This is a genomic window from Dyadobacter sp. CY347, from assembly GCF_021502655.1.
Lineage (GTDB): Bacteria > Bacteroidota > Bacteroidia > Cytophagales > Spirosomataceae > Dyadobacter.
On record NZ_JAKFFT010000002.1, the window covers coordinates 154,136 to 167,502 of the forward strand.

At 47.2% G+C, this 13,367-nt stretch carries 8 protein-coding genes; 3 read left to right on the forward strand and 5 right to left on the reverse strand.

Features of this window, described 5'->3' with window-relative positions; translation table 11 throughout:
- Positions 1 to 92: 92 nt before the first annotated feature.
- Together mutS and L0659_RS01360 are read left to right on the forward strand one after the other, a co-directional pair.
- Positions 93 to 2,753: a DNA mismatch repair protein MutS gene (gene mutS / locus L0659_RS01355; protein ID WP_235123729.1), complete on the forward strand. Its 2,661-nt coding sequence runs from the start codon at positions 93 to 95 to the stop codon at positions 2,751 to 2,753.
- Between the two features lie 45 nt (positions 2,754 to 2,798).
- Entirely contained in the window at positions 2,799 to 3,989 is a 1,191-nt protein-coding gene (locus L0659_RS01360; protein ID WP_235123731.1) for an MFS transporter, read from the forward strand.
- A gap of 74 nt (positions 3,990 to 4,063) precedes the next feature.
- Here the strand turns inward: L0659_RS01360 and L0659_RS01365 are convergent, their stop codons facing one another.
- The 5 genes from L0659_RS01365 to L0659_RS01385 all read right to left on the reverse strand — a co-directional run bounded on the left by L0659_RS01365 (position 4,064) and on the right by L0659_RS01385 (position 12,107).
- Entirely contained in the window at positions 4,064 to 4,684 is a 621-nt protein-coding gene (locus L0659_RS01365) for an RNA-binding protein (RefSeq protein WP_235123732.1), read from the reverse strand.
- 43 nt (positions 4,685 to 4,727) lie between these two features.
- A complete protein-coding gene (locus L0659_RS01370; protein ID WP_235123733.1) occupies positions 4,728 to 5,558 on the reverse strand; it encodes a strictosidine synthase family protein in 831 nt (276 codons plus the stop codon).
- A gap of 172 nt (positions 5,559 to 5,730) precedes the next feature.
- Positions 5,731 to 9,168 carry a family 16 glycoside hydrolase gene (locus tag L0659_RS01375; protein WP_235123734.1) on the reverse strand — a complete coding sequence of 1,146 codons (3,438 nt, stop codon included), beginning with the start codon at positions 9,166 to 9,168 and terminating at the stop codon, positions 5,731 to 5,733.
- Between the two features lie 50 nt (positions 9,169 to 9,218).
- On the reverse strand, positions 9,219 to 10,493 hold the full coding sequence (locus L0659_RS01380) for a Gfo/Idh/MocA family oxidoreductase (protein ID WP_235123735.1): 1,275 nt from the start codon (positions 10,491 to 10,493) through the stop codon (positions 9,219 to 9,221).
- Positions 10,494 to 10,547: 54 nt separating this feature from the next.
- Entirely contained in the window at positions 10,548 to 12,107 is a 1,560-nt protein-coding gene (locus L0659_RS01385; protein ID WP_235123736.1) for an acyl-CoA carboxylase subunit beta, read from the reverse strand.
- A gap of 86 nt (positions 12,108 to 12,193) precedes the next feature.
- On the opposite strand from L0659_RS01385, the gene porQ reads away from it, so the two are divergent.
- Positions 12,194 to 13,282, forward strand: a complete 1,089-nt coding sequence (porQ, locus tag L0659_RS01390) for a type IX secretion system protein PorQ (protein ID WP_235123737.1) — start codon at positions 12,194 to 12,196, stop codon at positions 13,280 to 13,282.
- The last annotated feature ends 85 nt before the right edge of the window (positions 13,283 to 13,367 follow it).

A 13,367-nucleotide genomic window follows, 5' to 3' on the forward strand; every position in this document is an offset into this window, starting at 1 on the left:
TCCCAGCTTTCACAAAACCTTTGTGCAATGTTGCCAAACCGGAGAGAAGGCTTAATTTTGTACATATCCTTTTCTTAAAATAAGGCTCATAGTTGGCAAAGGCACAAAAAGAAACTCCGCTTAATAAACAATACAATGAGATCAAGGCCAAATATCCGGGGGCGCTCCTGCTATTTCGTGTAGGCGACTTTTACGAGACTTTTGGCGAGGATGCCATTCGGGCTTCCAAGATCCTGGGCATTGTGCTGACGCGCCGGAATAATGGCGGAGCGCATGAAGAATTAGCCGGATTTCCACATCATTCGCTGGATAATTACCTTCCGAAATTAGTCCGTGCCGGTGAACGTGTTGCCATTTGCGACCAGCTTGAAGATCCCGCTGCGGCGAAAGGAATCGTAAAAAGAGGAGTGACAGAACTGGTTACTCCGGGCGTTTCGCTCAATGATAATGTGCTTGATATCCGTAAAAATAATTACCTGGCTGCCGTGCACATCGGACCGGATAACCTTTACGGAATTGCTTTCCTTGATATTTCGACAGGCGAGTTTATGACGGCGCAGGGCAATGCGGCATACATTGATAAGATGCTGCAAGGTTTCAGCCCGGCCGAAGTGCTTTTTTGCAAAAGACATAAACAAGAATTCAACCAGCTTTTCGGTGGCAAGTATCACACATTTCAGCTCGAAGACTGGTGTTTCGGCTACGAATACGGCTACGACCAGCTCATAGGGCATTTTCAGACAACTACATTAAAAGGTTTCGGGATTGAAGCGCTGCCTATGGGCATCATCGCAGCTGGCGTGATCCTGCATTATCTCCGCGAAACCGAGCATAAGGAAGTAGGGCACATTGGCCGCATTACGCGTTTAGAAGAGGAAAGATATGTTTGGCTTGACCGCTTCACAGTCAGGAACCTCGAACTCGTTTATCCGCAACAGGAAGGCGGCGTGCCCCTGATCCAGATTTTGGACCATACCGTGACGCCAATGGGTGCGCGGCTGCTTCGGAAGTGGATTGTGTTGCCTTTGAAAGAAAGATTAGCAATTGAAGACCGGCTTAATACGGTTGAGCATTTCCTTGATAATGAGGATTTGCACGAAACGATCACGCAGCATTTAAAGCAAATAGGAGACCTCGAGAGGCTTATTTCCAAAGTTGCGGTAAAGAGGATTAATCCCCGTGAGCTGGTTCAGCTTAAAAAATCGCTGAAACAAATCGGGCCTGTTAAAGAGCTGATATCCGGGATCATTCATCAGGAAGAGGAAAAATCAAAGGCGGCGGGCAAGAAACAGATTTCTACCCAAGCCATTGAAATACTAAAAAAATACGCGGACCAGCTTAATCCATGCAGTTTTTTGGTTGATAAAATTGAAAACGAGATCCGCGATGACGCACCGATCCTGACAAACCAGGGCCGCATTGTAAAAAGCGGCGTGGATTCTGAGCTGGACGAGCTGCACGCGATTTCCTATGAAGGGAAGGATTATCTGATCAAACTGCAAAACAGGGAAATCGAACGGACAGGGATCGGATCGTTAAAAATAGCCTATAACAAGGTCTTCGGCTATTACCTTGAAGTCACGCATGCACATCAAAACAAGGTTCCGGCCGACTGGATCCGGAAGCAGACTTTGGTGAATGCCGAGCGATACATTACGCCGGAGCTGAAAGAATACGAGGAAAAAATCCTGAATGCAGAAGACAAAATATCGGCCATTGAATACCGGATTTTTAGTGAATTAATGTTGATGGCTGCCGAATATGTCAGCACGGTTCAGCAGAATGCGGTGGTGATATCCACGCTGGATGTTTTGAGCTCGTTTGCGACAGTTGCCAGGAAAAACAATTATACAAAACCCACCATTAGCGAAGGCAATGAGCTCGATATCAAGGACGGCCGCCATCCGGTGATCGAGCAGCAGCTTCCTATCGGCGAAAGTTATGTCCCCAACGACCTCTTTCTGGACGATGTCGCTCAGCAGATCATTATTATTACAGGTCCGAACATGGCTGGTAAGTCTGCACTTTTGCGGCAAACTGCACTGATCGTGCTTATGGCGCAAATGGGATGCTATGTTCCGGCCAAATCGGCGAAAATCGGGTTGGTGGATAAGATCTTCACCCGGGTAGGAGCGAGCGATAATTTGAGCCGGGGCGAAAGTACATTTATGGTGGAAATGACCGAAACCGCCAGCATTCTCAATAATTTGAGCGACCGGAGCTTGGTGTTAATGGATGAGATCGGGCGGGGAACGAGCACCTATGATGGCGTTTCCATTGCATGGGCCATTGCGGAATATCTTCATAATCAGGCAGATTGCAGGCCTAAAACGCTTTTTGCAACACATTACCACGAACTGAACCAGCTTACCGAAGATTTTCCGCGCATCAAGAATTTTAATGTTGCGGTGAAGGAAGTGGATAACAAAGTAATTTTCTTGCGTAAGCTGAAACCAGGCGGAAGTGCGCACAGTTTCGGGATCCACGTGGCGCAAATTGCCGGTATGCCGCAACTTATCGTGCTGAGGGCCAGCGAAATCATGCACCATCTTGAAAAAGACCATGTGACTCAGGAGCACAAAAAACGGGTTAAAGAAAATCCGAAAAACAATTTCCAGCTAAGCATTTTCGAGCCCGCAGATCCGCGTATGGAGGAATTGAAGGAAAAGTTATCGCTCGTGGATGTCAACACGCTTTCCCCGATCGAGGCGCTTTTGAAACTCAACGAATTTCAGAAAATAGTCAAGAAATAACCGAATGCACTTTATATTTTACCAATTTAATCTCCTATCCCTTTTATGAAAAACTCGACGCGCTTCCAGTTGATGGCCATGATGTTCCTGCTCTATTTTATTTGGGGATCATGGTATGGGCAAATGAGTAAATACCTTTTTACGGCTCTGGGCGCATCCGGAGCGCAGGTTGGGAATGCTTATGCTGCTTTTTCAATTGCGCAGATCATCGCCCCATTTTTCGTTGGGATGATCGCCGACCGTTATTTCGCCGCCCAAAAAGTGCTCGGTGTTTTGAGCCTCGCAGGTGCAGCGATTCTTTTCGTGCTCACGGGCGTTGATGATCCGGACAACTTCTTCTGGATTATCCTGGCCTATTGCATATCATTCGCGCCGATGATGTCATTAACGACCTCCATCGCGATGCAGCAGGTGACCAATTCCGAAAAGGATTTTCCCGCAATACGCGTGATGGGAACGGTTTCGTGGATTGTCGTTTCCAATATCATCGGCTACTATGGCTTTGGGGATAATGTGATGATCTTCAAAATCTCAATGGTTGCCTCTGCATTCCTTGGCATATATTCATTCTTTTTGCCCGATACACCTCCGAAACCGAGCACAAAATCATCCTTCTCGGACATTCTGGGGCTTGATGCATTCAAACTCTTTAAAGACAGGTCTTTTGCAATATTCTTTATTTCGTCACTCCTGATCTGTATTCCCTTGTCATTCTATTACGCCATGGCCAACCCATCGCTGACGGATTCAGGTATGACCAATGTGGAAAACAAAATGTCCCTGGGACAAGCTTCGGAAGTTGTCTTTATGTTGCTGATTCCCCTTGCATTCAGCCGTTTAGGTGTTAAATGGATGTTGGTCGTAGGGCTTATTGCCTGGATCATCCGTTTTATTGGTTTTGGATATGGGGATGTGAACAACGAATGGCTTCTGTATATGGCAATCATTCTGCACGGTGTTTGTTATGACTTCTTCTTCGTAACCGGCCAGATTTATACAGATAGCAAAGCAGGCGAAAAATACCGCTCGTCTGCACAGGGACTTATTTCCATCGCCACTTACGGGATAGGAATGGGAATAGGCTCGTGGCTGGCCGGCCTGGTGGCCGATATGTACACGGTTAATGGTGTGAAAGACTGGACAAGCATCTGGATGGTCCCAGCGGGCATTGCAGCAGTTGTTTTGGTGCTTTTCGTGCTGTTTTTTAAAGATAACAAGATTAAAGCGACTGCTTAATCGGTTGAATAAGCCATTAAAAAACCCTGTAAGAATCATCTTACAGGGTTTTTTATTTATTGTTGTTTCAAATATTAATCGTCATCATCGTCGTCACCAATGTTGCGGGTGTAGTTTTTGGATCCGCCGCCGCCTTTTTTGTAATCTCCGCCGCCTTTTCCAAACCGGTCGTCGGATCTTGACTTGCCTCCGAATCCGCCTTTATCACCATATCCGCCGCCACTGTGTCCGCGGTCGCTGCTTCTATATCGGTCATTATTTCCGCCTCCTGAACTTCTATCGCCACCTGAATAGCCTCCGCCGCCACTGTATCCGCCGCCTCCGCTATATCCACCGCCTGTGCTGCTTCCGCCGCCTACGCTGCTGGGTCTCTCCGTGCTGCTGCTTCCTTCCGTACGCGGAGGTCTGTTAAATCCTCCCTCTCTTCTGGGTGCACCGGCATCACTTCTTGCATCTTTCTTCTGCGATTCGTTTACAACCAGCGGGCGACCGTACATGTCGGCACCATTTAAATTGTTGATCGCTAATCTTGCCTCCTCTTCATCCGGCATTTCAACAAAACCGAAGCCCTTGCTTTGACGTGTAATCTTGTCAATGATAATTTTCGCGGAGCTCACTGTTCCAAATTTTTCGAAAGCTTCACGCAGTTCGCTTTCCTTCAACTTAAAAGAAAGACTCCCAACAAAAATGTCCATGGAAACGACTTGTTTTAATTTAATTTTTAGGTTATAAATATATTTATTTTAACTGATAAGCTACAACACTGTTTTTGCCAAAAGTCGGCACGTAAACAATTTTTTTGACCGAATCGTAGCCAATGTCCGCCGAATTGGTCTTGTCTGCCGTAGTATCAATCAATTTTTGCGTAGTGCCGTCTGATTTTACGTAATAAACTACGCCAGCCCAGCAAGAAACAATGTATTCACCCGGAACAACTTGTTCAATTCCGTCGGTGCTTTTGTCCATTCCTTCCGCAACCACACTTACTTCTTTTGTCGCGCTGAGTCTTTTCAAAGTTCCGCTATCAGCAATCAGCAAGTCAGAACCAACGGCCAGAACACCATTTGGCCCTGTCAGGTCCTCAAAATAGGTTGATACTTTGCCGTCTTTTATCAAATGAACCTTCTTAGTATTCGAATCAGAAACATAAATGTTCCCTTCGGCATCAATGGTAAGATCGTTCAGGAATTTAGAACCTTCCACAGCATGCTTTTTTAAGATTTTTCCTGCTTTAATATCAATTTCAACAACATCCGTAACGTCTGAAACGAATAGCTTGTTTCCCATGATTCCCATGCCTTTTGGCGCATGAAGGCCGGTAATCCAATCTTTTTCGATGATCTTACCATCCAGTCCCACTTTTCCAATCGCCCCTTTGCCATCCTTTTCGCCTGGTTTTCCGTCAATTTGTGCGATATACAAAAGCTTATCTTTTGCACTGTACAGCACAGATTCGGGAATAGGGAGAGATGCTTCAGTTGACCAGATTTCTGTCAGCGAATGCTGCGCATAAGCAGATGCAGAAGCAAATAACAATGAAGCAGCAAGTAAAATATGACTGGTTTTCATGTGGATCAATTTATGTGGATACGTTCGCTTGGCCGTTTTTTTTGATACTTACTCAAAGCTAAATAAAAATGCCCGAAACAGTTCCCTATGGGCATTTTTAAATTTTTTTATAATTTAATCCTCGAATCGCGAACGAAGTCCCTGATTTCCAGAAAGTGTCGTCCGCGAATTCTCATTTCTTTTTCTTCTTTTTTGACGAAGATGCAGTTGGTTCAGCGACTGTCTTGCTAAGGTCTGCGATTCTGATGTTCCTGAACTTCAATTCCGAGCCGTGGCCCAAAAAGCCCAAATGTCCGCTTGTGCGTTTTAGTCCGGGATGTTCTTTGTGATCCACCGTGCCGTTCTTACTTGCTTCAGCCAGGTCACCATCCAGAATAACTGTTCCGTTCAAGGTTACCTTGATTTTAGAACCCTGCACACGCACTTCCTCATAATTCCATTCACCCATTGGCTTCAAAAAGCCCTTTTTTGCTGGAATGATGCCATATGCTGAGCCGTGATACTGGTATTCGTGCAGGTCTTTATAAACGTCTGCATCATTGTCCAGGATCTGGATCTCAGTTCCAACATAAGCGGCATCGCCTTCCATCGGCGTCCTGATTCCCAGCCCGTTATTAGCTCCGGGTGTTAATTGAAACTCAAATCGAAAGTCGAAATCGCTGTATTCGTCTTTGGTGTACAAATTCCCTTTGCCGCCTTTTTTCGGATCTACAACCAATGCGCCGTTTTCAATGAAATAATCCGTGCGGTTTCCTACCCAATTGAACATATCAGTCCCGTCGAACAGCACTTTAAAGCCTTCTTTTTTCTCAGTTTCTGACAGTGTAAATGGTTCAGGACGAGCAATTTCTCGCACATATACGTCGCGATAATTGATCTGGTTTCCATGCGCCTGCAACTCGATCTCTTCTTTGGCAAAAATAGGCAGGTTACGGTCCCAGTAATTTTCCAGGATCACATTATCCACCACATTCTCACCATTCAGATCCACAGAAACGCGGTCACCGATCATGGTAATGTGGAAAGTATTCCAGTCGCCGATGGCATTATCAGCCAGTTTTGAAGGTTTGCTTGGATTCGTTGTGTTGTTATACAAGCCGCCCGATCCCACTTGTGCACCCACGCTCACACGCGACGTGTCCCAGATCTGCACCTGCGGCGTTCCACGCAAATAAATGCCCGCATCGCCGTCTTTTTGAATTTTCCAATCCACAAACATTTCAAAATCACCATATTGCTTCACAGTGCAAAGGTTATCGCCATGGCCGGAGAAAACGAGCTCGCCGTCTTTTGCATACCAATCCTTATTTGCAGCTTCGTCGGCCTTTTTTTGTTTGTAAGCCAAACTGTCCGCGCTCATTTTGCCACGCGCAATCGGGTTTTCAACCAAACCTTTCCATCCGGAAAGATCTTTTCCATTAAACAATGCTACGAAACCTTCATCCTTTGGAAGTTCAGACAAATGCCTTTTAATCGATTCCCGCTGATATTCCGCATCTTTTCCTTTTAGTACAGACGAAGTTTTGTTAAGCAAATCACGGATTTCGGCGCCGTAAAAATTCTTATTAGCAAGCGCGATGGACGTAACAGCTTGTGCAGCAGCCTGTGCCGTTGCCGGATTGTCCAGAAATTTCCCTGCAAATAGCAATGCATTGAATGTTCTCAACCTCGGTAACTCTTTTAAAATTGTAATGCGCTGTGAGTCTGTTTTTGCCAGCGTCATGGCTTCACGCAGCATAATGACCTTATTAACAGGGGTTTTGGTAGATTTTGCAGCGGCAGCGACGTAACCTGTCAATGCTAATCCAAACTCCTCATCATCCGTTGCCTTTCTGGCCATGTTCAAAAGATCACCCGCAGCGCTTGCATCCGACCAGGACGATAACGCAGCAATCGCAGCCTTCTTCGACTTCGCATCACCGCTGTTATAGGCCGAAACCACAGAATTAAGGGCCGTTTTGCCTCCTATGCTTGATAAAACAGCCAGATAATTGGCTTGCTTGTCGGCCGGAGCGGCTTGCATTTGTTTCAAAATGATATCCGTCTGCGCCTTGGCATCGCCGGAACCTTTTACACCAGCCGCCACTGCTTTTTGGATAGCAGCCATTGGCTCTGCAGCGGTTACCGTGTTTAACAAAATGTACATTTGCGGCAGATCATTCGCTGTCGTCAGCGACTTCAATGCAGTGTAAGCCGATTTTGAAACTTCCGCATTCGGGCTTTTTAATAATGCAAACACATTGCTGAGCTTGGAACTGGCTTCGCGCGAAGCGATCACGTCAATGGCAGCAGCCTGTGAAGCTGCTGGTAATGTGGGTAATGCTGTTGCCAGCTGATTTACGACGCCCTCGCCCTTCATGGTTAGCAAGCTGCTTTTCACTGTTGCCACTTCCTCGGCATTGCCGGTTTTTAAAACAGTGATCAATGCTGGAAGACTTTTCTCCTGACCAATCCTGCCAGCCGCCCAAATCGCAGCTTGTTTGACTTTGCTATCCTTCGAGCTCAATGATTTCTGAATTGTAGGCAGGGCATCAAGGGAATTGGCATGGCCCAGCATGGTGATAATCTCTGCCTGCACTTCGGGTTTGGCCTTTTTCATTGCATTCAGCCAGGGCGTTGTGCCATCGGCCATCAGATATTTTTGGCCTAATTTCAATGCTGCTGCACGATATTGCGCATCGGCGCTCTGCAATGCGCTCACCAACACAGGCACAGATTCCCGTTTTTTAATGTCTGAATAAATTTTCAGCGCAGACGAGCGCGTAGGCGTTTGCTTCACATCCGGCGTGTTTTTAAGCAAAGCCAATGCAGCTTTTTCCGATGCGGCAGCATTGCCATTCTCGGCTAACCGGGCCAGATATTTGAGATAAACGGCCGTAGCGTCCGATTCGTCATAACCGAAATTCGCCTTTTGCGCAGCAGCCAATAAAATCTGCTCAGAAGAAGGTGCACCGATTTCAGAAAGTGCATACAAGCTCACTTTGCGTAAAAGCAGATCTTCATTCACCGCCGATTTTTCGATGCTCGGAGCCGCTTCCTTGTAACGCGCACCGCCTAATGCTTCGACAACGGCAATTTGTGTGCTTTCGGGAGCACCTTCCAAGCCTTGTAACAATGCAGCGCCAGCAGCAGGCGAACCAATTCTCGCCAATGTCCTTGAAGCCGGGCCGGAAAGTCTTTCGTCTTTTAAATAAGGTTTCAAAACTTCAACTGACTCATCTTTGCCAACCGTCTGCAATTGATAGATCAGGAAATTCTTGCTATCGGGATCGCTTACTTTGGACAGTGCTTCTCCATAAGCCTCAGCAGCGATTGTCCGAAAATCTTCTTTGCCAGCTTGGGAAGCATAATAGGTAAAACCGCCGATGGCATACTGAATTTTCGTATTGTCGCCTTTTCCGAGTGGAGTTAACATGGAGGCGATCTGCACCAGTCCCGGTTTACCGAGCTGGCCGAGTTCTTCCATATTCTTCTTTAATGAAGCTTCGTTCTGGGAAGGGAATTTTGACAGCAACGCCTTGGCTTTGGTCGCCAGCGCATCGTCGGTTTGCGCCCATGCCTGGGGGATCAGGATGCAGAGGGCGAGAATGTTATATAATGTTTTTTTCATGAATGGTCAGGGATAGAAATGAATGGTTGCAAAATTCGCGTTAACACAGTTTAAATGGTCCATGGACCTCGCATAGGCTGGTTAATCAACCGGTTTGCACCTTCATCGTCTATAAATTCTTGTTTTTCGGGGTCAAATTTCAGGGAGCGTCCTAACCTTAATGCGGCGAGTCCCATGTTTACAATGGTGCAGGAGCGGTGACCGTTTTCTTCGTTCAGCGCAAATTTTTTGCGGTTTTTAACGGCGTCCACAAAGTCTGTAACCTGTGGTTCGGGATCTGGGAATGCGGCCAGTTTCTTTTCCAGATCCGGAATGTCGGATTGGAAATTGGGGTAAAGTTTGCCTTTCGGACCTTCTATATAAGCCACTTTCTCGTCTTTTGCTTCGCCATCCAGAACGATCTGACAGCCGTCCGCATAAGTGTAAGTGATTCGTCGCCAGGTTCCTACGGCTTCTGTGTGCTGTTGAGGAGCGTCCACTTCTACGCTCACCGGACTTGTGTCATCTTTGCCGAGAAAATATTGGATCGGATCAATGTAATGCTGACCCATATCGCCCAATCCGCCGCCATCGTAATCCCAGTAACCGCGGAAAGTCTGATGCACGCGATGCTCACTATACGGTTTGTAAGGTGCAGGTCCGAGCCACATTTCGTAATCGAGTTCAGCGGGAACGGGTTGAGGCGCGTTGTTTGTGTTTCCTACCCAGTAAAATTTCCAGTCAAAACCGGTGTGCTTGCTGACGGTTACTTTCAAAGGCCAGCCCAATAATCCGCTTTGAACCAGTTTCTTAATGGGCTTAACCGGTGTCCTCATGCCGTAAAAATTGTCCTGAAACCTGAACCAGGTGTTCAACCGGAAAACACGGCCATGCTGCTGCACAGCTTCGACAAGCCTTTTTCCTTCGCCAATCGTGCGCGTCATTGGTTTTTCACACCATACATCTTTTCCTGCCCGTGCAGCATCCGCGGCAATGATCCCGTGCCAATGCGGCGGGGTGGCCACATGGACAATGTCTACTTCGGGCAACTGGATTACTTCGCGATAGTCAGAAAAGGTTTTCACGCCTTTATCCACCATTCCGACGGCTATATCGAGGTGTTTTTTATCCACATCACACAGCGCAACGACTTTGGTGCCTGCATATGGAATGTGCCCGCGGCCCATGGAGCCGGTGCCGACGATGGCTTTGGTCAGCTGGTCGCTGGGTGCGATGAAACCTTTGCCGAGAACGTGGCGGGGGACAATGGAAAAAGTGGCCAGCGTAGCCAGTGAACCTTTGATAAAGGTCCGTCTGGACGCAGAAGTGCCCGATTTTTCTTTCATTAGTTAAGGATGTTTAGGAAATTAAAACTTGGGAGTGAATTTAGAATATTAATCTTAAAGCGGAATGTTTCCATGGTTTTTTCTGGGACGCACATCCACCTTGTTTTCGAGCATTTCGAAAGCCCTGATGAGCTTTTCCCGCGTTTGTTCAGGATAAATGACCTCATCAATGTAACCCCTGAATGCCGCACGATATGGGTTTGTGAATTTCTCTGTATAATCTTCGATCTTCTCTCTGAGCTTTTCAGCTGGATCTTCTGCCTGCGCGATTTCACGTTTGAAAATGATCTCTGCCGCACCGCTCGCACCCATCACCGCAATTTCCGCCGTAGGCCAGGCAAAGTTCAAATCCGCGCCAATATGCTTGGAATTCATTACGTCATAAGCACCGCCGTAAGCCTTTCTCGTAATGACCGTAATGCGGGGAACGGTGGCTTCGCTGAATGCATAAAGCAATTTGGCACCATTTGTAATGATCGCATTCCACTCCTGATCCGTGCCCGGGAGGAATCCGGGAACGTCTTCCAGAACCAGCAAAGGAATGTTGAAACAATCGCAGAACCGCACAAAACGGGCCGCTTTCTGACTCGAATGAATGTCGAGCACCCCCGCCAGCACGGCAGGCTGATTCGCCACAATGCCAATGCTCCGGCCCGCAATCCTGGCAAAACCAACGACAATGTTTTCTGCAAAGTTCTGGTGCACTTCAAAGAAACTTTCCGCATCAGCGATTTCCCCGATTACCTCGCGCATATCGTAAGGCTGATTGGCATTGTCAGGGATAATGTTGTTTAAAACAGGACGCGATTCGTTTTGTGCCTCATAGGGAACGCCCGGTGCATTTTCCTCACAGTTCTGAGGCATGTAACTCAGCAGTTTTTTAATGTTAAGGAGGCATTCCACCTCATTGGGCGACACGAAATGGGTAATGCCCGATTTGGTCGCATGCGTCATGGCTCCACCCAGTTCTTCGGCGGTAACTGTCTCGTGCGTAACCGTTTTGACCACATTAGGGCCGGTCACGAACATGTAGCTTGTATTTTCGACCATTAATATGAAATCGGTGATGGCCGGAGAATAAACCGCACCGCCCGCGCACGGGCCCATCACCGCGGAAATCTGCGGAATGACGCCGGAAGCCAATGTGTTTTTATAAAAAATATCCGCATAACCAGCCAGTGAAAGCACGCCTTCCTGAATACGCGCACCGCCCGAATCATTCAAACCAATTAACGGAGCGCCATTTTTCATCGCCAGATCCATGATCTTGCAAATTTTCTCCGCATGCGTTTCAGAAAGTGAGCCTCCGAAAACGGTGAAATCCTGCGCAAAAACGTAAACCAGCCGGCCATTCACCTTGCCATAACCCGTCACCACGCCATCGCCCAGATAATGTTCCTTATCCAGCCCGAAATCCTTGCTGCGGTGCATCACAAACTTCCCGATTTCCTCAAATGTGCCCTTGTCGATCAGGACCATAATGCGCTCGCGGGCGGTGAGCTTGCCTTTGGCGTGTTGTGCTTCAATCCGTTGCGCACCACCACCCAAATCGGCCTCAGCATTTTTCTGATCTAAAAGTTCTTTTTTTGAAGTCGCGGAAGATTCTGATCCCATGTAATACGGACGATATGGTTACATTTGTTCTTGAAGAGAATCTAAATATACTGTCATTTTACTGATTCGGGAAATTATTGCAAACTATGAGGCAGATCGGATTGTGCGCTTTGTTTTTGGCCGGGATCATTTTTGGCGTCCGGCAAACGGCACATTCACAATTCATAGGCGGAAGAAACAAGCTCGATTTTCTGCAACTGCCGGCCCAGGCAAAAAGCACTGCCTTAGGCACCCATCACCTCACGATTTCGGGCAATGATCCCGCGATTTTTATCCAAAATCCTGCCCTGCTTGATTCTTCCAAAGCAAAAAATGTTTCGGTCAGTTTAATGCCTTACCTGGCTGATACGCGGTTTGTGAATGCTGCTTACGCCCGGCGGGCTGGCAAATCTGCGGGCGTTTGGGCGGTTGGGCTGCAATATCTGAACTACGGGACCATGGTGGAAACCGACGACATCGGCAATGTGATAGGGGAGTTCCGGGCGGCGGATTATGGCATTTCAGCGGGTTATGGGCATAGCATCGGCGCTTTTACCGTTGGTGGAACATTGAAATTGGTGGGCGCTTCCGTTCAATCTTATAATGTGTTCGGTCTGGCGCTGGATTGGGGTGGAGTTTTCAAGCATCCCGAGCAGGACCTTACCGTTGGTTTTGTGGTTAAAAATATAGGGTTTGTAAAACAGAATTTTACGAGTTTGAGTGATCCCACATTGCCGCTGGATGTGCGGTTGGGCATCACATTCAAACCGGAATATATGCCCATCCGTGTGTCGCTTACTGCGCATCATTTGAATCAGTTTGATATGGTTTACAATGATCCGAACCTGTTTTTTACCTATGATAACAATGGCAATAAGACCCCGAAAAAGGTCAGTGTAGCCGAAAAGTTGGGCCGCCATCTTTCACTCGGAGCGGAAGCATTATTTCATCCGAATTTCAGGGTTATGCTCGGTTATGACCATTTGCGCAGGCAGGAACTCCGGCTTTCCAACCGCGGCGCATTGGCCGGGTTTTCCTTTGGCGCATGGCTGCGGATCAAACGGTTTGAAGTTGGTTATGGACGCGCGCAATATGTTCCTGGTTTTGGAAGCAGCTCATTATCAATTGTTATGAACCTGAAAAATGGTTTTGTCAAAGAAGCCGTCAATGCGAAGCGATATTTTTCCTGCTTATGAATGCTATGTTAAATTTTGTTCATAATAGCTTAATCTTCACGTAAAACCCAATAGCCGCGGTTAGTCTAGTTTTGTTAAATAACTA